At 74.1% G+C, this 21,535-nt stretch carries 21 protein-coding genes; 9 read left to right on the forward strand and 12 right to left on the reverse strand.

The features are described 5' to 3' along the window. Positions 1 to 38: 38 nt before the first annotated feature. From ASG05_RS11425 to ASG05_RS11445, 5 genes are all read right to left on the reverse strand, one after another. Positions 39 to 1,478, reverse strand: a complete 1,440-nt coding sequence (locus tag ASG05_RS11425; protein ID WP_235491473.1) for a right-handed parallel beta-helix repeat-containing protein — start codon at positions 1,476 to 1,478, stop codon at positions 39 to 41. A 102-nt stretch (positions 1,479 to 1,580) separates the two neighbouring features. Then, positions 1,581 to 2,951 (reverse strand): hypothetical protein, encoded by a 1,371-nt coding sequence (locus tag ASG05_RS11430; protein WP_157490198.1) that lies wholly within the window; start codon positions 2,949 to 2,951, stop codon positions 1,581 to 1,583. A gap of 122 nt (positions 2,952 to 3,073) precedes the next feature. Continuing rightward, on the reverse strand, positions 3,074 to 4,402 hold the full coding sequence (locus ASG05_RS11435) for a glycosyltransferase family 4 protein (RefSeq protein ID WP_056260624.1): 1,329 nt from the start codon (positions 4,400 to 4,402) through the stop codon (positions 3,074 to 3,076). After that, complete coding sequence (locus tag ASG05_RS11440; protein WP_082486664.1) at positions 4,399 to 5,022, reverse strand: NeuD/PglB/VioB family sugar acetyltransferase; 624 nt, start codon at positions 5,020 to 5,022, stop codon at positions 4,399 to 4,401. The genes ASG05_RS11435 and ASG05_RS11440 overlap by 4 nt, the downstream gene beginning before the upstream one ends. Continuing rightward, entirely contained in the window at positions 5,019 to 5,741 is a 723-nt protein-coding gene (locus ASG05_RS11445) for a sugar transferase (protein ID WP_082486665.1), read from the reverse strand. The genes ASG05_RS11440 and ASG05_RS11445 overlap by 4 nt, the downstream gene beginning before the upstream one ends. A gap of 137 nt (positions 5,742 to 5,878) precedes the next feature. Between ASG05_RS11445 and ASG05_RS11450 the strand changes: the two genes are divergently transcribed. The 6 genes from ASG05_RS11450 to ASG05_RS11475 all read left to right on the forward strand — a co-directional run bounded on the left by ASG05_RS11450 (position 5,879) and on the right by ASG05_RS11475 (position 12,072). Further along, on the forward strand, positions 5,879 to 6,535 hold the full coding sequence (locus tag ASG05_RS11450) for an acyltransferase (protein ID WP_082486666.1): 657 nt from the start codon (positions 5,879 to 5,881) through the stop codon (positions 6,533 to 6,535). Then, positions 6,532 to 7,647 (forward strand): DegT/DnrJ/EryC1/StrS aminotransferase family protein, encoded by a 1,116-nt coding sequence (locus ASG05_RS11455; protein ID WP_056260626.1) that lies wholly within the window; start codon positions 6,532 to 6,534, stop codon positions 7,645 to 7,647. Before ASG05_RS11450 ends, ASG05_RS11455 begins: the two co-directional genes overlap by 4 nt. After that, entirely contained in the window at positions 7,644 to 8,663 is a 1,020-nt protein-coding gene (locus tag ASG05_RS11460; RefSeq protein ID WP_056260627.1) for a Gfo/Idh/MocA family protein, read from the forward strand. The genes ASG05_RS11455 and ASG05_RS11460 overlap by 4 nt, the downstream gene beginning before the upstream one ends. A 73-nt stretch (positions 8,664 to 8,736) precedes the next feature. Then, entirely contained in the window at positions 8,737 to 10,068 is a 1,332-nt protein-coding gene (locus ASG05_RS11465) for a nucleotide sugar dehydrogenase (RefSeq protein WP_082486667.1), read from the forward strand. Next, positions 10,065 to 11,426, forward strand: a complete 1,362-nt coding sequence (locus ASG05_RS11470; RefSeq protein WP_056260630.1) for a lipopolysaccharide biosynthesis protein — start codon at positions 10,065 to 10,067, stop codon at positions 11,424 to 11,426. The genes ASG05_RS11465 and ASG05_RS11470 overlap by 4 nt, the downstream gene beginning before the upstream one ends. A gap of 4 nt (positions 11,427 to 11,430) precedes the next feature. Next, a complete protein-coding gene (locus ASG05_RS11475; RefSeq protein ID WP_056260931.1) occupies positions 11,431 to 12,072 on the forward strand; it encodes a phosphoribosylanthranilate isomerase in 642 nt (213 codons plus the stop codon). A 45-nt stretch (positions 12,073 to 12,117) separates the two neighbouring features. On the opposite strand, the gene ASG05_RS11480 is transcribed toward ASG05_RS11475, so the two are convergent. The 5 genes from ASG05_RS11480 to ASG05_RS11500 all read right to left on the reverse strand — a co-directional run bounded on the left by ASG05_RS11480 (position 12,118) and on the right by ASG05_RS11500 (position 16,327). Continuing rightward, positions 12,118 to 13,332 carry an ABC transporter permease gene (locus ASG05_RS11480; RefSeq protein WP_056260632.1) on the reverse strand — a complete coding sequence of 405 codons (1,215 nt, stop codon included), beginning with the start codon at positions 13,330 to 13,332 and terminating at the stop codon, positions 12,118 to 12,120. Further along, complete coding sequence (locus ASG05_RS11485) at positions 13,329 to 14,054, reverse strand: ABC transporter ATP-binding protein (protein WP_056260933.1); 726 nt, start codon at positions 14,052 to 14,054, stop codon at positions 13,329 to 13,331. The genes ASG05_RS11480 and ASG05_RS11485 overlap by 4 nt, the downstream gene beginning before the upstream one ends. A 62-nt stretch (positions 14,055 to 14,116) precedes the next feature. Further along, positions 14,117 to 15,238 (reverse strand): peptidoglycan-binding protein, encoded by a 1,122-nt coding sequence (locus ASG05_RS11490; protein ID WP_056260634.1) that lies wholly within the window; start codon positions 15,236 to 15,238, stop codon positions 14,117 to 14,119. After that, positions 15,235 to 15,771: a hypothetical protein gene (locus tag ASG05_RS11495; RefSeq protein WP_056260636.1), complete on the reverse strand. Its 537-nt coding sequence runs from the start codon at positions 15,769 to 15,771 to the stop codon at positions 15,235 to 15,237. The genes ASG05_RS11490 and ASG05_RS11495 overlap by 4 nt, the downstream gene beginning before the upstream one ends. Before the next feature lie 46 nt (positions 15,772 to 15,817). Next, the gene (locus ASG05_RS11500) at positions 15,818 to 16,327 is read right to left on the reverse strand and encodes a hypothetical protein (RefSeq protein ID WP_056260638.1); all 510 of its coding nucleotides are present in this window, start codon (positions 16,325 to 16,327) and stop codon (positions 15,818 to 15,820) included. A gap of 143 nt (positions 16,328 to 16,470) precedes the next feature. Between ASG05_RS11500 and ASG05_RS11505 the strand changes: the two genes are divergently transcribed. Together ASG05_RS11505 and ASG05_RS11510 are read left to right on the forward strand one after the other, a co-directional pair. Further along, positions 16,471 to 17,124, forward strand: coding sequence for a response regulator transcription factor (locus ASG05_RS11505; protein ID WP_056260640.1), 654 nt, complete (start codon positions 16,471 to 16,473; stop codon positions 17,122 to 17,124). After that, positions 17,121 to 18,383, forward strand: a complete 1,263-nt coding sequence (locus ASG05_RS11510) for a HAMP domain-containing sensor histidine kinase (RefSeq protein WP_056260641.1) — start codon at positions 17,121 to 17,123, stop codon at positions 18,381 to 18,383. Before ASG05_RS11505 ends, ASG05_RS11510 begins: the two co-directional genes overlap by 4 nt. 39 nt (positions 18,384 to 18,422) lie before the next feature. On the opposite strand, the gene ASG05_RS11515 is transcribed toward ASG05_RS11510, so the two are convergent. Beyond that, positions 18,423 to 19,025 carry a nitroreductase family protein gene (locus ASG05_RS11515; RefSeq protein ID WP_056260643.1) on the reverse strand — a complete coding sequence of 201 codons (603 nt, stop codon included), beginning with the start codon at positions 19,023 to 19,025 and terminating at the stop codon, positions 18,423 to 18,425. A 160-nt stretch (positions 19,026 to 19,185) separates the two neighbouring features. Beyond that, positions 19,186 to 20,232: a low specificity L-threonine aldolase gene (locus ASG05_RS11520; protein ID WP_056260644.1), complete on the reverse strand. Its 1,047-nt coding sequence runs from the start codon at positions 20,230 to 20,232 to the stop codon at positions 19,186 to 19,188. Between the two features lie 156 nt (positions 20,233 to 20,388). Here ASG05_RS11520 and ASG05_RS11525 point away from each other — a divergent pair, with 156 nt between their 5' ends. Then, on the forward strand, positions 20,389 to 21,519 hold the full coding sequence (locus tag ASG05_RS11525) for a DegT/DnrJ/EryC1/StrS aminotransferase family protein (protein ID WP_056260647.1): 1,131 nt from the start codon (positions 20,389 to 20,391) through the stop codon (positions 21,517 to 21,519). The last annotated feature ends 16 nt before the right edge of the window (positions 21,520 to 21,535 follow it).

Raw genomic sequence — 21,535 nt, forward strand, 5'->3', positions numbered from 1 at the left:
CCGCCCGGGGCTGGTCCCCGGCTCGGTCACCCTGTTCGTCAGGCCCCGTCCGCCCACCGTCGCACCGTGGCACCGCGGTTCCAGACGGCGAGATCGGTCGCCGACCAGTCGTTCGCCAGCAGGTCGACGGTGTTCGCCGCCGAACCGACGGCGACGCCCCGGACGGGCCCGGTCTCGGAGCCGTCACGGACGACGCGCGTCGCCGAGACCGTCGCCGAGTTCGAGCCGCTGCGGACGTCGACGACCGACGCCGCGCCTCCTGGTGTCGACGGTACGAGGCCGGTCGCGACCGTCCGCGTGATGGTGATCGCGTCGTTCGAGTGGTACAGCGAGATGCCGCGGTCGACGCAGCGATCGAGCACCGACCCGCTGACGACCACGTTGCGGGTCAGGTAGAGCAGCACCCCGGCCTCGGTCCCGCCGCCGTGCCCCCGGACGACGTTGTCGGTGACGAAGCCGGTCGCGCGTTCGGCGGCGTCGCCGACGGTCGAGCCGGCGCCCTTGACGACGATGCCCGCCCCGGGGGCGGCGAGGGCGACACGCTCGACCGTGTTGCCGGCGACGACGAAGGCCGTCGGAGCGTGCCGGTACGACAGGTCGACCTCGGCACGGCACGGCACGATCGAGATGCCCACGCGGCAGTCGCGCACCACGTTGTCGCGCACGACGATGCGGTCGCCGGCGTGTGTGTCGATGCCCTCCCACGAGCGGACGCCCGTGACCACGTTGCCCTCGACGGTGAGTCGTGCCGAACGGCCGGTGACGGTCAGCGGCCGGGTGTCGTCGCGCGTCACGATGATGCCGTAGCTGTTGACGTAGGGCGGCGGCTGGTGCACGTCGGTCACCGTGCACGCCCGCACCGCCCCGTCGACGCACGTGCGCAGCAGCACGCCGGCGTAACCGACGTCGTCGATCTCGAGCCCGTGCACGAGCAGGCCGCTCGTGTGCTCGGCTCGCACCCCGTCGTGCCCGAGCCCCGACAGGTGACCGCCCACCAGTCGGACGTCGTCGAGAGGACGCTCGGCCGTGCCGACGACGTCGATGCCGCGCCCCGCACCCGCCTGCCGACCACCGGGCCCCCGGACCGCGGCCCCCACGACGTCGACGGCCGACGACGTCACCCGGACGACACTGATGTCGGCCGTGGTGTCGAGGGCCCCGTCGCCGACGAACCGCAGGGTCATCGGGCGATCGAGCTGAAGGGGGTGCGTGCGTCGCCACGGACGGGTGACCACGAGTTCGCCGCCGGCCGGCACGGCCGCCAGCGCATCGTCGAGGTCGGTCACGCCCGCGTCGTCGATGACCGGGCCGGGTGGCGAGGTGACCTCTGCGGCCACGGTCGAGGAGGCGCGGGTCGAGAACCCGAGACCCAAGAGGCTCGCCACGGCCCCCGTCGCCAGCAGGCGTCGCCGGTCGAACGTCGGAGGCGTGGGGCGTCGAACCGCACCACCGGCATGAGACATGTGAACATGAGGCATGAATGCACTATAACCGAGACCGAGGAGGCGCGGGTCCCGGCGGCAGTGCGGCAGCGCAGCGGCGCGGGAGCAACGCATCGACGTCGTCCTCGCCGAGTCCACTCAGCCCGAGTCGCCGCCCGGTCGGTACCACCCCGAGCGTGGGGCCACGGCGAGGAGCACCGTGCCGAGGGCAAGGCCGTGCGTCAGCATCGCGGTGGTCAGGGCCGTGTTCGTCAGAGTGATGCTCGGCATGAGCATCACCATGGCCGCGGCCGTGAGGGGCAGACCTCTGGCGGCCCAGTCGACGAACCGGAGGAGGGCCAGAAGTGCGACCCCCGTGCCCATCACCCCGACGTGGCCGAAGTTGGCGAAGCCGTCGGCGAAGAGGTTCGCGTTGGCCGCCACTTGGCCCCCGGGCTGGAGGTACTGCCCGACCTCGAGGGCGATGGACCGGTCGTAGGGCGAGTCGACCCACCATCGCAAGAAGCTCCGCCCGAACATCGCCGGCGGGTTCTCGTCGAAGAAGTCGACGTAGACGCTCGTCAGCAGGCCGGGGGTGATCAAGAACCTCCGGGCGAAGAGGGACGTCCAGAGCAGTCCGCCCTGGAGTTCGTCGGCCAGGGCGGCGGCGACCATCAGGACGACGGGGCCGACGACGTAGGCGAGACCGGGAGCTCGGACGCGTCCGCGACTCACGTGTGTCGCGAGAGCGACCAGGAGCACGGCGGGGAACGAGAAGAGGATCGTCTTGAACCCGGTGCCCGAGTACAGCGCGAGCTGCCCGAGCGCACCGACGGCGATCAGCGGCACGTTCCGGCGCGTCGTGCCGCGGGCCATGATCGCGGTGTTGATGACGTTGGCCTGGCTGCTCAGCAGGTAGCCGAGCAGGCCGTATGCGTGTGTCTCTTCTCTGTAGGCCGCCCGCACGTCGTAGACGTCGTCGAGGGCGACGAACGTCAGGGAGATCCCGGTGGTCGCGGCCATCAGCCCGTAGGTCATGGCCGAGTGCAGCCCGCAGATGCTCCAGAACACGGTGCCGGGGGGCACGCGCCGACGGGGGCTCGCTCCGGGCCGAGGTGCGAACGGGCTCGGGGGCGCGTCCCCGTTCGCGGCCGCTCGGGCGTCGAGCAGACGGGTGCCGAGGGTCGCGATGCCGAATGCTGCGGCGACCGTGGCACTCGCGCCCAGTGCCTCGGAGGCGCTGAGGTACCCGGTGTAGGCGCTCATCAGGACCGCCGGCGCCACGCCCACGGCGAAGAGCACCCACAACACGACGTGGGACACCGTCGACGGTCGGCGCGGAAGGGTGGTGGCGATCGCACAGGCGAGGGCGATCGTCGCGATCGTCAGCTGAGGGGACGCGGCGCGGTACGTGAAGCCTCCGTAGGCGAACTGCACCGTGACGAGCTGCGCGTAGACCCAGTGCAACGACAGCGCGTACACGACGGTGCCGACCGAGATCGTCACGAGGTGCGCGATGAATCGAGCCATCGTCTCGGAACGGGACGAGGGCGACGGGATCGGCGACGACGTCGGTGACGGGGGAGGGGGCGACGACGCCGGCCGGGCCGACGGCGCGGACCGGAACGGGCGCGCCGACGTCACCGGGGCGCTCACGGTCGTGCCCTGCCGCCGGGGCGTGTCGGGTCGTCCGTCGCCGCCGGAGAACCGACCGCCGCGTCGAAGGCGTCCGCGAGTCGAGCGGTGAGCAGGTCGAAGTCGTAGTGGGCGAGGACGTGCTCTCGGCCCCGGGCGCCCAGGCGGGCGCGCTCGGCCGGCGTCATGGCGGCGACGGCGGTGATCGCCTCGGCGAGGCCGTCGACGTCGCTGCCGTCGACCCGGAGGCCCGCCCCCGCCGCGCTGACGGGGTCGTGCGGGACGGATGCGCCCAGCACGACGGGCTTGGCCAGGAGCAGGTACTCGAAGACCTTGTTGAGTGACGTGCCGTGCCGGTAGAGGTCGAGCGGCCGCAGGTTCGCGACGAGGCAGTCGGCGCCACGGCCGATGGCGCGGGCCCGCACCTGCGACACCTGGCCCTCGAAGACCACGCGGTCGGCGTGGCGCCCGGCGGCAGCCCGACGTTCGAGGGCGGGGCGTGCGGGACCGGTGCCGACCAGGCGCAGGACGAGGTGCTCGCCCCCGGGGCGACTCGCGGCGCGGTCGAAGGCGTTGACGATCGGGCCGAGGGCGTTCGCCGGACCCATCGAGCCGAGGTAGGTGATCTCGAACGTCGCGCCGGGCGAGCGGTCTCGGGCCGGGTTCTCGGCGCTCGAGGGCTCGGAGTCGCGGCACGCGACTCCCGGCGGTTCGTCGACGAGTTCGGGGGAGACGCCGTTCGGCACCCAGCTGAAGGGAGCGTGCAGCCCGCGTTCGGCGAGATAACGACCCGCCCCTTCGAGCGGTGACACGACTCGGACCGCCCGGAGGACGCAGAGCCGCTGGAGCCGGGTCAGCGCGCGGGTCACGGGTGATCGTGGCCCGACGACCCCGAACTGCACGAGCGTCTCGGGGCAGAGGTCGCGGATCTCGAGGACGAAGGGCACGCCGAGGCGACGTGCGAGGACCGACCCCGCCCAGGCTGCCGTCGGGTGCACCGACGTGCCCACCACGAGATCGGGGCGGGGAAGGCCGCGCAGTGTGCCGGGCAGCAGGACCAGCGCGGTGAAGAGCAGGATGTCGAGCGCCCGGGCAGGCCGGAACCGGGCGTACGAGACGCCCCGCAGCCAGAGGAAGTCGTGGGTGGGTCCGTGCCACCGGCGACGGAGGCGCCCGGGGCCGAAGCCCTGGCGGCCACTCGGGTGGTCGGTGCTCGCGGCGATCAGCACGGCTCGCCAGCCGTGGTCCGGCAAGCGTCGGGCGAACTGCTCGTGTCGACCGCTGCGACCGTCTCGCTCGCGGTTCGTGGCGTAGTGGGCGACCACCCAGACGACTCGTTCGCTCATCGGGCGGGCACCCCTCGCACGACGACGTCGTCCGTGACGTCGCGGACCACGCAGGCTCCGGCCGCGACGACGCTGCGTGCCCCGACCGTGAGTTGCTGGAGCACGATCGACCCGGCGCCGATCATCGTGTCGGCACCGACGTGGACGGTGCCCGAGACGACGGCACCGGGGTTGATGCTGACGTGGTCGCCGACGACCACGTCGTGTCCGACGACGGCGCCGGCCAGCAGGTGGTCGTGGCGACCGAGCCGCACGTGCGTCGAGACGCGGACGCCGGCGCAGACGATCGAGCCGTCGCCGACGAGCACGTCCGAGCCGAGCGTCGCCTCCGGATGCACGAGCGCGGGGGCGGGTGCGGCCCCCGCGGCGAGGCGGGCGGCGAGCCGACGGCGCAGGGCGGGGTCGCCGACGGCGACGACCCAGGGAGCCGTCGAGCCGGACGACAGCCACCCGTCGAGGTCACCGAGGTACGCGACCCCCAGCCGGGCGAGACGGTCGAGGTCGGCGGGCGAGGGGCCGTCGTCGACGACCCCCACGACCTCACGCCCCGCCGCGCGGGCCACGTCGATCGTCTCGCGGCCCATGCCGCCGGCGCCGACGACGACCAGGCCGCCGGTCACGCCGCGACCCCGTCCGAGAGGGCGTCGACGCCGACGCGTGCGTCGGGCCGGCAGTCGGACTCGACCGCGGTGCTCGATCCGGCGAACGGCCGACAGGTGACTCCGCCGGCGTCGGTCACGCCGGTGCGGCGCAGCACGCAGCCGACCGTCCGCAGGGCGATCTGCAGGTCGAGCAGTGGGCCCCGCCGGTCGACGTAGTCGACGTCGAGGCGCAGTCGCTCGTCCCAGTCGAGCCCGTTGCGGCCGCTGACCTGCGCCAGGCCGGTCAGACCGGGGCGCACGTCGTGCCGCCGGGACTGCTCGGCGTCGTAGAGGGGCAGGTAGCGCATCAGCAGCGGGCGGGGGCCCACGAGGCTGAGCCGCCCGGTCAGCACGCCGACCAGGCTGGGCAGCTCGTCGAGGCTCGTCGAACGCAGCAGTCGCCCGAACGGCGTCAGGCGGTCGGCGTCGGTCACCAGGCCGGCCGCGGGGTCGACGTCACGCATCGAGCGGAACTTGACGAGGGTGAACGGCTCGCCGTGCAGACCGGGTCGCGTCTGACGGAAGAGCACCGGCCGACCGAGCCGCACGGCGACGGCGACGGCGACGCCCAGCACGACCGGCGAGAGCAGGACGAGGGCCGAGGAGGCGCAGGCCACGTCGACCACGCGTTTGGCCGTCTCGTACACGGGTCGCGCCCGCGGGCGGGGGTTCGGATCGGCGTGGCGGCTCGGCCTCATCGGGGTCTCCTCGGGTTGGCGTGTGTGAAATGTTACTCGACCTCCTCTCGGAACAGAAGACCGGCGCATGATATTTTTCCTCTCGCATTGGCTGACGACATGTCGTATTCTGGTCGGGACCCGAACCGGAGGACCCGATGCGACCGAAGAGCCCCGCCCCGTCGGATCCGAGCCGAGAGGCGACGGACCGGACCGACGCGGCCCGCGCCTCCTGTGCTCCGACGGCCGACGTCGACGCGACCGCGGTCGTCGGCGCCGGCACCCGCGTCTGGCACCTGGCGCAGATCCGCGAGGGGGCGCGCGTCGGCGACGCCTGCGTCGTCGGCCGTGGTGCCTACCTCGGTGCCGGGGTCGTGGTCGGCGATCGCTGCAAGATCCAGAACGACGCCCTCGTCTTCGAGCCGGCCGAGCTGGGCGACGGCGTGTTCGTCGGCCCCGCCGTCGTCCTGACCAACGACCGCACCCCGCGAGCCGTCACCCCCGACGGCGCACTCAAGGGCGCGTCCGACTGGGTTCCGGTCGGCGTGCGGGTGGGCGACGGCGCCTCGATCGGGGCGCGTGCCGTCTGCGTCGCGCCCGTGACGATCGGTCGGTGGGCCATGGTCGCCGCCGGCGCCGTCGTCACGCGCGACGTGCCGGACCACGCTCTCGTCGCCGGCGTCCCCGCCCGTCGCATCGGCTGGGTGGGGCGTGCCGGTGCCCCCCTCGTCGCCGACGGCGACCTCTTCGTCTGCCCCGTCACGGGCACCCGCCACCGCGTCCACGGCGACGCCCTCCGAGAGGAAGACCGATGACCGCCACCACCCCCGCGACCACGGGTGCACCGCCCGTCCCGGCGGCCCGACCGTTGATCGGCGACGACGAACGACGAGCCGTCGACGCCGTGATGGCCAGCGGCATGCTGGCGCAGGGCCCCGAGGTCGCCGCCTTCGAACGCGAGTTCTCGGCCGAGCTGCTCGGCGACCGGGCCGCCGTCGCCGTGAACTCGGGCACGACGGCCCTGCACCTCGGGTTGCTCGCGGCCGGCATCGGGCCCGGTGACGAGGTGATCGTGCCGTCGTTCACCTTCGCGGCCACGGCGAACGCCGTCTGCCTCGTGGGGGCCACCCCGGTCTTCGCCGACATCGAGCCCCGGCACTACTGCCTCGACGTCGAGTCGGTGCGGTCTGCCCTGACCCCCCGGACGCGAGCCGTCATGCCCGTCCACCTCTACGGCCACCCGGCCGACATGACCGCCCTGACCGCCCTGGCGGCCGAGCACGACCTGCTCGTCCTCGAGGACGCGGCGCAGGCGCACGGCGCGACCTGGGCGGGGCGGCCGGTCGGCACGTTCGGCGTCGCCGGCGCGTTCAGCCTCTACCCCACCAAGAACATGACCTCGGGCGAGGGGGGCATGATCTCGGTCGCCGAACCCGAGGTCGAACGGCTACTGCGGCTGCTGCGCAACCAGGGCATGGAACGGCGCTACGCCAACGAGGTCGTCGGGTTCAACGTCCGCATGACCGACCTGCACGCCGCCATCGGTCGGGTCCAGCTGCGCAAGCTGGCCGGCTGGACCGAGCGTCGCCGCGTCGCCGCGTCGCGGTTGTCCGCGGGCATCACGTCGCTCGAGACGCCGTCGGTCGCGGCCGGCGCCACCCACGTGTTCCACCAGTACACGGTGCGAGTCCCCGACGACCGGGCGGGCTTCGCCCGGGCCCTCGAGCTCGAGCACGGCGTGGGCACGGGCGTCTACTACCCGACGCCGGTCCACCGCCTGCCTTCGTTCGGCCTCGAGGTCGACCTCCCCGAGACCGAGCGTGCCGCACGCGAGGTCCTCTCGCTGCCGGTGCACCCGTCGGTCACCGACGACGAGCTCGACCGCGTCGCGGCCGCCGTCGAGACCGTCGCGGGGGCCGGCCGATGAGCACCGCGCGACCCGTGCGCACCGGGCTGATCGGCCTCGGCATGATGGGGCGTCACCACGCCCGCGTCCTGCGTCAGGTCGACGGCGTCGAGCTCGTCGCCGTCGCGGACGCCTGCGGCGACCCACACGGCGTCGCCGGCGACCTGCCCTTCGTCGACGACGTCGAGGGCCTGCTGCGGCTCGGCATCGACGCGGCGGTCGTCGCCGTCCCGACCGCCTACCACGACGCGGTCGGCCTGCAGCTCGCCGAGGCCGGGGTGCACGCCCTGATCGAGAAGCCCGTCGCGCACGACGTCGCCGCGGGCGCCCGACTCGTCGACGCCTTCGAGACGCGCGGGCTCGTCGGGGCCGTCGGTCACATCGAGCGGTACAACCCGGCGTTGCAGTCGCTGCGGGCACGTCTCGAGGCGGGGGACGCGGGCGACGTCTACCAGATCGCCACGCGTCGCCAGGGGCCCTTCCCCTCGCGCATCGCCGACGTCGGCGTGGTGAAAGACCTGGCCACCCACGACATCGACCTGACCGCCTGGCTCGCCCGCAGCCCGTTCCGCAGCGTCTACGGGCACGCCGCACACAAGAGCGGCCGACCGCACGAGGACCTCGTCGCCTTCTCGGGTCGTCTCGACGACGGCACCGTGACCAGCCACCTGGTCAACTGGCTCTCGCCGTTCAAGGAGCGGCTGACCGTCGTCACGGGGTCGCGCGGCTCGTTCGTCGCCGACACGCTGACGGCCGACCTCACCTTCTACGAGAACGCCACCGTCGACACCGCCTGGGACGCCGTCTCGGCGTTCCGAGGCGTCGCCGAGGGTTCGATGACGCGCTTCGCCCTGACCAAGCGCGAGCCCCTCGTGCTCGAGCACGAGGCCTTCCGTGACGCCGTCCGCGGCCGGCGGCCCGTCCGGGTCGTCACCCTGCGCGACGGCCTCGACACGCTCCGCGTCGCCGAGGCGGCCCTCGAGTCCGCCGCGACGGGCATGCCCGTCGACCCCCGCGCCTCCCTGGTCCGGGTCTGACGGGCGGGGCCCGCCCGGCCTCGTCGATCGACCCGATCCCCGTCCCCCACGACCCCACACAGAGCAGGAACCCATGAACATCACCGTCATCGGACTCGGCAAGATCGGCCTCCCCCTGGCCGTGCAGTACGCCTCGTCGGGCCACACCGTCGTCGGCGTCGACGTCTCGTCGACCGTCGTCGAACAGGTCGCCGCGGGCGTCGAGCCCTTCCCCGGCGAGCACGACCTGGCCCGACGCCTGCGTGACGTGGTCGCGTCGGGTGCCCTGCGGGCCACGACCGACTACGCCGACGCCGTGCCGGGCTGCGACGTCGCCGTGGTGGTCGTGCCCCTTTTCGTCGACGACGAGGCCCGACCCGACTTCGGCTGGATGGACCAGGCGACCGAGTCGCTCGCGGCGCAGCTCACCCCGGGCACCCTCGTCGCCTACGAGACCACGCTGCCGGTCGGCACCACCCGGTCGCGCTGGGCGCCGCGTCTCGAGGCGGGCAGCGGCCTGCGCGAGGGCGTCGACTTCCACGTGGCGTTCTCGCCCGAGCGCGTGCTGACCGGTCGGGTGTTCGCCGATCTTCGCCGCTACCCCAAGCTGGTCGGGGGCCTGTCGCCCGAGGGGGCGCGCCGCGCGGTCGAGTTCTACGAGTCGGTGCTGCAGTTCGACGCCCGTGACGACCTCGACCGCCCCAACGGCGTCTGGGACCTCGGTTCGGCCGAGGCCGCCGAGATGGCGAAGCTCGCCGAGACGACCTACCGCGACGTCAACATCGGGCTCGCCAACGAGTTCGCGCGCTACGCCGAGACGGTCGGCGTCGACGTCGCCCAGGTGATCGAGGCGTGCAACTCGCAGCCGTTCAGCCACATCCACCAGCCCGGCATCGCGGTGGGCGGCCACTGCATCCCGGTGTACCCGCGCCTCTACCTCTGGAACGACCCCGACGCCGAGACCGTCCGTGTGGCCCGCGCCCGCAACGCGGCCATGCCGACGCACGCCGCCGGGTTGCTGCGTCGGGTGCACGGCCGACTCGCCGGCCAGACGGTCGTCGTCCTCGGCGCCGCCTATCGCGGCGGGGTGAAAGAGACGGCCTTCTCGGGGGTGTTCGACACCGTGGCCGCGGTGGCCAAGTGCGGGGCGCGCGTCCTCGTGCACGACCCGCTCTACGACGACGCCGAGCTCACCGCACTCGGCTTCGAGGCCTACCACCGGGGCGAGCCGGCCGACGCCGTCATCGTGCAGGCCGACCACGCCGAGTACCGCACGTGGCGCGACTCCGACGTGCCGGGCGTGCGGTCGGTCGTCGACGGCCGACGCGTGCTCGACACCACGCGCTGGCCGTCGGCCTTCGTCGCCGCGATCGGTGACGGGACCGTCGCCGCGCGGCTCGAGCAGGCCGCCGCCGTTTCGGCGTGACCACCACCGAGTCGTCGGACGTCGTCCAGGCGTCCGACCCGCGCCCCGGGGCGAGGCGCCGTCTGCGCGCTCGTCTCGCACGACCGGCGTCGCGAGTGCTGCTCGGCAGCGTGATCGGTCAGGGTGCGGTGCTCGCGGCGTCCCCTCTCATCACCCGGTTCTACCGCCCGGGCGACCTCGGAGCGCTCGCCGTGGTGACGGCGCTCTCGAGCGTCGTCGGGGCGGTCGCGCCGCTGGGCTGGGATCGTGCCGTCGTCGTGCCCCGGGCCGAGGGCGCCGCCCGGGCCGTCGTGCTGCTCGCCGTGGTGAGCGTCGTGACCATCAGCGCGATCGCCGGGGTCGTCGCGTACGCCGGGCGACACGTCTGGGCGGAGGCGACGGGCACCCCGCTGCTCGTCGACGCCTGGTGGGTCTGCCCGGTCACCGTGCTCGCCGTCGCCCTGCAGCGCGTGGTGACGAGCAGCCTGGCCCGGCGCCGCGACTACGTGGCCCTCGGTCGCCGTTCGGCGCTGCAAGGTCTCGGGCAGGTCGCCTGCAACCTCGCCCTCGCGCCGCTCGGGGGATCGTGGGGGCTCGTGCTCGGGCTCGCGGTCGGCCGGGCCACCGCGCTGGTCGGCACCCGTCGCCGCCACGCCCCGAGACGTTCGAGACCCCCTCGCGCGACCGTACGACCTCCGGGCCGCCGTCGGGTCCGGGGGCGTCTCGTGGTGGCCGTGGTGTCGCGTTACCGGCGCTTCCCGCTGGTCAGCACGTGGTCCGGCCTGATCAACGTGATGGGGCAGCAGGCTCCGTTGCTGCTGCTCGCCGCCCTGCACGGCTCACCGGCGATCGGGGCTCTGGCCCTGACCATGCGGGTGCTCGGCAGCCCGGTCGGCATCGTCGCCGACGCCGTCGCGTTGCAGGTCGACGGGCAGACGGGCGCGATCGTGCGACGTCGTGCGGGGGGCGTCGAAGCCTCGGTGCGTCGTGTGCTGCTGCCCCTCGCCGCTCTGGCGGTGGTCGGACTCGTCGCCTGCGTCCTGGGGGCCCCCGTCGTGTTCCCGGTCGTCTTCGGCGAGGCCTGGTCCGGGGCGGCGACCTCGGCGATGCTGTTGGCGCCCGCCTTCGCGGCGCAACTGGTCGCGTCCCCGGTGTCGCGCCTCCTGCCCCTCCTCGAACGGCAGGGCACCCAGCTCGCCTGGGACGTCGTGCGTCTCGTGGCCACCTCCGGGGCGATCGTCGGCTCGAGCCTCGCCGGTGCGACCGTGACGACGTCGATCGCCGTCTGGTCGACTGCGTCCGTCGTCTCGTACGCGGTGATGCTCTGGCTCGTCGTCCGGGCCGCCCGGTGCGCCGACCGGCCCAGGGCGGCACACTGAGGTGATGCACACCTGGATCAAGATCTGCGGGCTGTCGACCCCCGAGTCGGTCGATGCCGCTGTGGCGGCGGGCGTCGACGCCGTGGGCTTCGTCCTCGCCGCCGGCAGCCCCCGCACGGTCGACGCCCGGACGGCCGCCCACCTCGTCGACGGGGTGCCGCCGACGGTCGAGACCGTCGGCGTGTTCCGCGGACAGCCGGTCGCCGAGGTGCTCGAGCTCGCCCGTGCCTCGGGGGTGACGACGGTCCAGCTGCACGGTGACGAGACGCCGGCCGACGTCGCCGAGGTGCGGGCCGCCGGCTTCCGGGTCGTCCGCGCCGTGAGTGCGGCGGCGTACCTGGCCGAGGACGACGAACGGCGGGCGGCCTACGGCGAGGACGCCCTGCTGCTCGACGCGGTCGAGCCCGGTGCCGGGGCCACCTTCGACGGTGGACCGCTGCGTGCGTCCCCTCCGACCCGCGACTGGGTGCTGGCGGGCGGGCTCACCCCCGAGAACGTCGCCTCGCTCGTCGGACAGCTCGGCCCGGACGGCGTCGACGTCAGCTCGGGCGTCGAGTCCGCCCGCGGGGTGAAGGACGTCGGTCGCATCCGGGCATTCGTCGCGGCCGTGCGCGAGGCGGACGCGGACGCGCGGGCCAGGCGCTGACGGGCCGCGCCGGACGATCCGGCACGGCCCTCCTGGCCCGACGGCTCAGACCGCCGCGAGGGCCGAGGTCGGCGGGATGCGCGCTGCGCGCGAGGCGGGGTAGAGCCCGCTCAGTCCGCCGATCACGACGGTCGCGGCGAGCCCACCGCCCACGGCCCAGGCCGGGACGACGACGGGCCAGCCCTGCGACACCGCGAACGCGGCCGTGACCCCGGCGCCGATCACGACGCCCGTCGTCCCGCCGAGCAGCGACAGCAGCAGCGACTCGACCAAGAACTGGTCGCGGATGTGTCGCCGCCGTGCCCCGAGCGCGCGTCGCACGCCGACCTCGGCCCGGCGTTCGAGCACGGTGATCACCATCGTGTTCGCCACCCCGATGCCGCCGACGAGCAGCGCGACCCCGCCGATGCCCAGCAGCAGGCCGGTGAACGACTCCTCGGTCGCCTGCTGGGCGGCCAGGGCGTCCGAGGGGCGACCGACCGAGACGCCGCTCGGTTCGGCCGGGTTGACCTGCCGGGCGAGGACGTCGCGCACGCCTGCCACGTGCGCCGGGTCGGCGCGTGCGAACACCTGCGTGGGGTGGCCCGTGAACCCGAACGCCGCGTCGGCACCCGCGGCCGGGACGAAGGCCGAGTTGTCGAGGTCGGGTGCGAGCTGCAGCGGGGCGACGATGCCGACGACCGCGACCCAGCGCCCCCCGATCCAGATGCGCGTCGTGGGGCCGACCTCGTCGATGCCGAGGGTCGCGGCCGCCGTCGAGCCGAGCACGACCTGCGGCAGCTCGCCCGCCGCCGCCCCGAACCAGGTGCCCGAGACGAGGTCCGCCTTGAGCACCGACGCCAGGTCGCCCTGCACGGCGTCGAGCGAGATGCCGCCCGACGCCCCGGTGGGCACGTGGTCGTTGCGGTACACCTTCTGGCCCGCGATCCGGCCGACGGCACCGACCTCGTCGACGTCCGTGCGACGGTCGAGCACGCTGACGGCGTCGACCGGCAGCGGCACGTCCTCACCCGTGACCGACGTGCCCGGCTGCACCTGCAGCAGGTTCGTGCCGAGGCCGGACAGCACCCGGTCGAGGGCGGCCTGACTCGACGACGAGATGCCCACCACGGCGATCATCGCCGCGATGCCGATGGCGATGCCGAGGGCCGACAGCACCACCCGCGTCGGTCGCGTCCGCAGGCCGAACACGCCGAGGCCGAGCAGGTCACGAGGTGAGACCCGGCCCGTGCGGCGTGGCCGGGGAGCGGGGGCGCTCACGAGGCGACCCGCTCGGGTCGCCGCGCCGCGCCTCCTGGGCTCGCGACGGGCGGAGGAGCCCCCACCACGCCGTCGCGCACGTGCACCCGCCGGGGCAGCGAGGCCGCCAGGGCGAGGTCGTGCGTGATGACGACGATCGTCGTGCCCCCGGCGTTGAGCTCGTGCAGCAGCCCGAGCACGGCCGACCCCGAGGTCGAGTCGAGCGCACCGGTCGGCTCGTCGGCCAGCAACAGGGTCGGCTCGCCGACGATCGCCCGGGCGATGGCGACGCGCTGCTTCTCACCGCCAGAGAGCTCGTGCGGACGGTGCGTGAGCCGGTGCCCGAGGCCGACCGCCTCGAGCGCCACGCGGGCCCGGGCGGACCGCTCGCGCCGGGGCACGCCGCAGTAGAGCAGGCCGTCGGCGACGTTCTCGGTCGCCGTCGCGCCCGCGGACAGGTGGAAGTGCTGGAAGACGAAGCCGATGTGGTCGGCCCGGAGCCGCGACACGTCGTCGTCCGACAGGTCGCCGACCTCGTGCCCGGCGACCCGCACCGAGCCCTCGGTGGGGCGGTCGAGCGTGCCCATCACGTTGAGCATCGTCGACTTGCCCGAGCCGCTGGGCCCGACGACGGCGACGAACTCGCCGCGCCGCACGGTCAGGTCCGCCCCGTCGAGTGCCGCCAGGTCGCCGTACCGCTTGGTCACGCCCCGCAGCTCGAGGACGACGTCGTCGCCTGGCACGAGCGGGCCCGCCGAGGAGGCGCGGGTCGCGTCGACCCCGTCGCCCACGGTCACCGACGCGCTCACGACGGCACCACGACCTCGGTGCCCTCGGCGATGCCCTCGCCCGTGACCTCGACCCGGCCGTCGGCGAAGAACCCCGTCGTGACCGGGACCTCTCGTGTGGTGCCGTCGGGCTGGACGACCTCGACCACGTAGTCGTCGCCGGTCGAACCGGCGTCGCCCTCGGCCGAGCCGTCCTCCGCGGCACCGCCACCCGACCCGGCCAGGAGCGCCGTGACCGGCACCGACAGGACGCCCTCGCGGGTCGTGCCCGCGACGACCAGGTCGACGGTGCTCGTCGCCGAGACGCCCTCGGGAAGCTCGGCGTCGAGGCGGACCACCACGGGGGTCGTGTCGGCGTCGCCGCCCGAGCCCGAGCCCTCGTCGTCCGAGGGCGGACCGCCCACGGACTGGACGGTGCCCGGCACCTGCGAGCCATCGGGCAGGGACACCTGCACCGCACCTCCGGACGGGAACCGCACGAGGTCGATGGGCTGGACCGTTGCCGTGGCGACGAGGGTGGTGGCGGTGTAGCCGTAGACCGCCTCGCCCGCCGGAGCGCCGACGAGCCCCGTCAGGTCGCCGACCCGGATGTCGCCGGGCACGAACGCGACGTCGGACGTGCCGAGCGTGCCGGTCTGCGGGCGGTCGCGGTCCTTCTGCCAGCGCGCGACCGCTCGGCGGGTGCGGTCGTCGAACCGGTCGTCGTCGGCGACGTCGTAGCCGAGGGCGCGGAGGTTGTCCTTCAACTGGTCGACGTCGGCGCCGCGGAGGCCCTGCTCGAGGGTGCGCCAGAGGGGCACCGTGCCGTGCATCGACCGCACGGTCACCTCGTCGACCGAGTAGAGGGTGCCGTCGCGGCCGATCGTGTCGCCGAAGCCCGGCAGCCAGGTGACCGTGCCGCTGCCGACGGCGGTCAGCGGCACGGGGGTGCCGTAGCCGAGGCTGCCGGGCACGCGCTTGCTGTCGACGAGGTCGCCCTCGACGACCGGCGTGGTCTGCCGGTTCGTCGAGGCCTGTGTGCTGTCGGCGGCGGGCGTCGAGGCGTCGGCACCCGACACGAGAGAGCACCCCGTCAGTGCGGCGCCGCAGGTGGTCACGACGGCCACGGCCGTCCACCAGCGCGCGGACGTGCGCCTCATTCGTCGTCACCGGACGCGTCGGGGCCGAACTCCGTCCAGCAGGCGTCGAAGGCGAGGGCCTCGGCCTCGCCCTCGGGGCCGGTGCGCCCCGGCGCGAACTCGCCGCCGACCGGGTCGGCGAAGTCGCTGAACCCCTTGTCGCGGACGCACTGCGCGACCTTCAGGCCGGACTTCTGGAGGGCGGCGGCCTCGTCGGCGTCGGGAGCCTGGCCGATCTCGCCGAACTCGCCGGGCAGCGTGGCGGCGCAGGTCGAGAAGGCCTTCTCGTAGGCGTCGGGGTCGCTTCCCTTCGGGGCGGCGATGACGACGACCTCGCTGAGGTCGGGGTCGTCGACGTCGAAGCCGGCGTCCCGCAGGCACGAGCCGAGTTGGGCGGAGGCGCTGCGGGCGTCGGCCGCCGAGGTGTCGGCGCCTCCCGAGGCGGTGTCGGGCCCCGAGGCGCACCCGGCCAGCAGGGCGGGGGTCAGCAGGGCGAGCGCAGCGACGGCGGTGCGGAACCCGGTGCGTCGGACGGTGGTGGCGTGGGTGGTCATGTCGTTCTCTCTCAGTGGTGGGGGACGGCAGGGGAGGGGGCGGGCGTCAGCCCTTCAGGCCGACCTCGGCCTGGCAGGTGGTGGTGGCCGCCTCGTAGGCGGGGTCGCCCTGGTGGCTCGGGTCGGGTCGCCAGACGCCGTCGACCGGGTCCTCGACGTCGCTGAACCCGGCGTCGCGCAGGCAGGCCGTCAGGTCGAGCAGCTGCTGGTCGAAGCCTTGGCCGCCGCCGCCGGACCGCGACGGAGGCGCGAGCGAGGTCCCCGAGGCACAGTCGGCGATGGTCTCGGTGTACGCGTCGAGCTGGTCGGCGGAGAGCCCCGCGGGCTGCCGGAACGAGCCCGGGGTCGAGAAGCCGTCGTCCTCGACGTCGTAGCCGGCGTCGCGGACGCACTGGCCGACGCGGGCCGCGTCGCTCGACGCGGGGGCGGCGCTCGAGCCGACGGGGGTCGGCCCGTCGGGAGCCGACGAGCACGCCGACAGGAGCGCGGGGATCAGCAGCGTCGCGCCGACGAGGGCGGCGACGCGGCGGCGGTGGAGGAGGGGCAGGGAGGTCATGGGAGTCCTTTCGTCTCAGGAGTGCTCCCAGTGCAGCCGACCGGGTGTTTCGCGACCGTGCCTCCGCCGGTTATGTCCACGAAACACGAGGTGTCACACTCTGATATGTAGAATCGTCACGTTCGACGACGGCAGGAGGAAGCATGCGGGTACTGGTGGTGGACGACGAGAGGGCCCTGGCCGACCTCGTCGTCGCGGGGCTGAGCCGTCGGGCGATGGCGGTCGACGTCGCCTACCGCGGCGACGACGCCGACGAGATGCTCGCGGTGAACGACTACGACGTCGTCGTGCTCGACCGCGACCTGCCGGGCCTGCACGGTGACGCCGTCGCGCGTCGCGTGGCCGAGCGCGGTGACGGCACGCGCATCCTCATGCTCACCGCGGCCGGCGACCTCACCGAGCGGGTGGCCGGCCTCGAACTCGGGGCCGACGACTACCTGGCCAAGCCGTTCGACTACCCCGAACTGGTGGCCCGCGTGCGGGCGCTCGGACGCCGGGCGGGTGCGGCCACCCGCCCGGTGCTGCGGTCGGGCGACATCGTCGTCGACGTGGCACGGCACGAGGCCACCCGGGGCGGCGTCGACCTCGGGCTCTCGACGAAGGAGCTCATGGTGCTCGAGGCGCTGCTCGCGGCCGACGGTCGCGTGGTCAGTGCCGAGGAGCTGCTGGAGAAGGTCTGGGACGCCAACATCGACCCGTTCACGAACGCCGTCCGGGTCACGGTCAGCAAGCTGCGGCGCAAGCTCGGCTCGCCCGACCCGATCGCGACGCTGCCGGGGCGCGGGTACCGACTGTGACGCGCCTCGCTCGCCTCCCGCGCCTCGCGTTCGTCGGCAGGGGGCGCTGGCCCATCGGGCTGCGCGTCGCCGTGACCTTCGCGCTCGTCACGGCCGGTCTCTGCGCCCTCGTGCTGGCCGGGGTGGCGTGGGCCACGACGCAGGGGGTGGCCGGCTCGGTCGCGGTCGTCGAGGACGAGGTGCTGAGCGGCGCCGTGTTCGAGGCGACGTCGCCCGAGTCCGGGGGGACGTCTGCGCCCGCCACCGGCGACGAGTTCGAGCCCGTGGTGCCCACGCGCTGCGAGGGCACGCCGTGTCGGTCCGCACCGGCGGGCCTGGCCGCCGTGTCGGTGATCCGCGACGTCACCGACGTCGCCCGACGCCAGCAGGTGCTCTGGTCGGTCGTCGGCACGGGGGTCGCCGCGCTGGCGGCCGGCGGCGTCGGGCTGCTGCTCAGTCGGCGAATGCTCGGGCCGCTCGACGAGGTCGTCGCCACGACCCGCCGGGTCACGGCCACCACGCTGCACGAGCGCATCGCGCTGGCGGGTCCGCGCGACGAGATCGCCCGGGTCGCCGACACGATCGACGACCTGCTCGACCGGCTCGAGGCCTCGTTCGAGGCCCAGCGTCGCTTCGTGGCGTACGCCTCGCACGAGTTGCGCACCCCGCTGGCCGTGCAACGGGCGGCTCTGCAGATCGGGCTCGACGACCCCGACACGGCCGACGTCGCGGCCGTCCGCGACCAACTGCTCGAGGTGAACCGACGCAGCGAGCACCTCGTCGAGAGCCTGCTGGCCCTCGCCACGGCCGACCGGGGGTTGGCGGCCGCGGGGTCGGCCGTCGACCTGGCCGAGGTGACCGGGCGCGTGGCGACGGGGCTCGCGGACGCGGCCCGCGCCTCCTTGGTGCACGTGCGCGTCGAGGTCGCCGCCGGCACGACCGTCGAGGCCGACGAGGTGCTCCTGCAGCAGCTCGTGCGCAACCTCGTCGCCAACGCCGTCGAGTACAACGAGCCCGGTGGATGGGTGCGGGTGTCCGCCGAGCCCGACGCGGTGCTCGTCGTCGAGAACACCGGGCGGCGGGTGTCCGACGAGGTCGCGGCGACCCTCACGCGGCCGTTCGTCCGCGCCGACGGCGACGACCGTCGCTGCGTCAGCGCACCGGCCGCCCCGCACAGCGGTCTCGGGCTCGCGATCGTGGCGTCGATCGCCCGGGCACACGGGTGGTCGGTCGAGGTGCGGCCTCGCGAGAGCGGCGGCCTGCGGGTCGTCGTGCGCTGAGCGCGGCGGCGGGTCGGGTCGACCCGCCGCCGTCACCGGTCAGCTGCGGCGGAGCACCAGCTCGTCGAGGGGGAGGCGGGTGCGCTCGGCGACCTCGCGCTCGGCCAGCGCCTCGGCCAGCTTGTCGGCCTCGTCGACCACGCCGACGGCCGTCACCGTGACGGGCTCGAGGTTGTCGGTCAGCTCGAAGGCGGCGCGGACGACGTCGAAGTCGACGCCCGCCATCTGGTGGGTGTGGAACCCCTCGGCGTGGGCCTGGACGGTCAGGTGGGCGATGGCCTGGCCGAGGTCGTAGCGGGCGAACGGGCGGGTCTCGCCCTCGACCGTCGAGGTCTCGGCGATGCCGACGATCAGGGCCGAGGCCTTGTCGGCCCAGGCGGCGTTGAAGCCGACGAGCGCGCCGACGAGCGTGTCGAAGTCGGGGGTGCCGCGGCGGGCCACGACGAAGCGGCGGGGCTGCTGGTTCGACGCGGAGGGGGCCCAGCGGGCGGCCTCGAGCAGGGCGTCGAGCTGGCTGTCGCTGATCGTGGCGGTCGCGTCGAACGAGCGGGGGCTCCAGCGCTCGTCGAGCAGGGGAACGAGCGGCACGCGCGTCTCGGCGGTGCGGCGGGTGGAGGGGGCGGTGGTCTCGGAGATCGACATCGTGACTGCTTTCGAGGGGGACGGGGACGGGACGAGGAGGCGCGTCGTCGGGCCGCCGCACGGGTCAACCCGCGCTCGCCGTGCGGGATTCCCGGCCCGCCGGCATCGGACTGCCAGGCCGCGGGGTGCGGGGTGCGGGCGCGAGGTGCGTGTCCGGCGGTCAGGCGAGCATCGCTCGCAGATCGTCGACGAAGCGGTCGACGTGTTCGTCGCGGGTGTCGAACGAGCACATCAGTCGCACCTCGCCGGTGGCGCGGTTCCAGTCGTAGAAGTGGTGCGCCTCCCGCATCGGCTCGACGACCGCCGGCGGCAGCACGACGAAGACGGCGTTGGCGTCGACCGCCTGCGTGATCGTCACGCCCGGCAGCTCGGCGAGGCCCGCGGCCAGTCGGGTGGCCATCGCGTTCGCCTGGGTCGCGGAGCGCCGCCACAGGTCGCCGTCGAACATCGCGAGGAACTGCGCCGAGACGAAGCGCATCTTCGAGGCCAGCTGCGCGTCCATCTTGCGGAGGTAGACCAGGCCGGCCCGCGCCTCCTCGGTGAAGGTCACGACCGACTCGCCGAGCACGAGGCCGTTCTTCGTGCCGCCGAACGAGACCGAGTCGACCCCGGCGTCGCGCGTCAGCGCACGCAGCGACACCCCGAGCGAGGCGGCCGCGTTCGCCAGGCGGGCGCCGTCGAGGTGCACTCGCATGCCCAGGGAGTGCGCGTGGTCGGTGATCGCCCGGATCTCGCCCGGGGTGTAGACCGTGCCGAGCTCGGTGCTCTGCGTGATGGTCACGGCCAGCGGCTGCGGTCGCTGCTGGTCGCCCCGGCCGTGGGCCTGCCGGTCGACGAGCTCGGGCGTGAGCTTGCCGTCCGGGGTCGCCACGGTCAGCAGCTTGATGCCGCCGAGTCGTTCGGGGGCGCCGCCCTCGTCCGTGTAGACGTGCGCCGTCGTCGCGCAGACCACCGCCGCCCACCGGGGGGTGAGCGCCTGCAGGGCGGCCACGTTGGCGCCCGTGCCGGTCAGCACGGGGTCGATCGAGGCGCCCTCGCCGAAGGTGTCGACGACGACCTCGGCGAGGCGGCTCGTGTAGGGGTCGGCGCCGTACGAGCCGACGTGCCCGCCCGCGGCGTCGACGATCGCCTGCAGCACCTCGGGGTGCGCCCCGGCGTAGTTGTCGCTGGCGAACGTGTGGGCGGCGGGGTCGTGGAGGCGGGGCACCAGGCCATCTTGCCGCCTCGGCTCGCCGGGCTCCTCCCGGCTCGCCCGGCACCGTCCCCCGGGACGAGGGCGACCACGACGAGGTCGGGTCGTGACATTTACTCTGATGTGCGTCACGTGTAACATGTCAGGTGCACCGATGAAGCAGGGAGCCCCATGACCACTCGCATCAACCTCTCCGCCCCCGACGTGGGCGACCTCGAACGCGACGCCGTCGACCGGGTGATGCGGTCGGGCTGGGTCGCCCCCGTCGGGCCCGAGACCGCCGCCTTCGAGCGCGAGGTCGCCGCCCGGGTCGGGGTCGCCGCGGGTGTCGCCGTCTCGTCGGGCACCGCCGCGCTGCACCTCGGCCTGCGGGGCATCGGCGTCGGGCCCGGCACGACGGTCGTCACGTCGACCTTCACCTTCGTGGCGACCGCGAACGCCGTCGTGCACGCCGGGGCCCGGCCCTTCTTCGTCGACTGCGACCCGATCACCGGCAACCTGTGCCCCGATCTGCTCGACGAGGCCCTCACCGGCCTCTCGGCCCGGGGTCATCGCGTCTCGGCCGTCCTGCCGGTCGACATCTACGGTCAGGTCGCCGACCTCGACCGGATACAGGCGGTCGCCGACCGACACGGGGTGCCGGTGCTCTGCGACAGTGCCGAGTCGCTCGGCGCCACCGCCGGCGGTCGGGCGGCCGGGTCGTTCGGCCGGGCCTCGGCGGTCTCGTTCAACGGCAACAAGATCATGACGACGTCGGGCGGGGGCATGCTGCTGACCGACGACGTCGAGCTCGCCGACCACGCCCGCAACCTGGCCTGGCAGGCCAGGCTGCCCGTCGCCCATTACGAGCACGCCGAGATCGGCTACAACTACCGGCTCAGCGACGTGCTCGCCGCCCTGGGGCGGGCCCAGCTCACCCGCCTCGACGAGATGATCGCCCGGCGTCACGCCGTCCGTCGGCGGTACGTCGACCTCGTCCGTGACGTCGACGGCGTCGCCGTGCTGCACGACGGCCGTGACGAGACCGACAACGCGTGGTTGACCTCGCTCGTCTTCGACGACGCCGAGCTGGTCCACGAGGTCGGTCGAGCCCTGGCCGACGCCGACATCGAGACGCGTCGCCTCTGGAAGCCCCTGCACCGCCAGCCGGTCTTCGCCGGTGCGGGCCGTCTCGTGACGGGGGCTGCCGACCGGCTCTTCGACCACGGGCTCACCCTGCCGAGCGGCTCGGTCCTCACCGACGACGAGGTGAGCCGCGTCATCGACGTCCTGCGTCCGGCGTTGGAGTCGGCGCAGGCCTGAGCCGCGGGCCGACCCG

The sequence above is a fragment of the Frigoribacterium sp. Leaf186 genome (genome assembly GCF_001423905.1).
Lineage (GTDB): Bacteria > Actinomycetota > Actinomycetes > Actinomycetales > Microbacteriaceae > Frigoribacterium.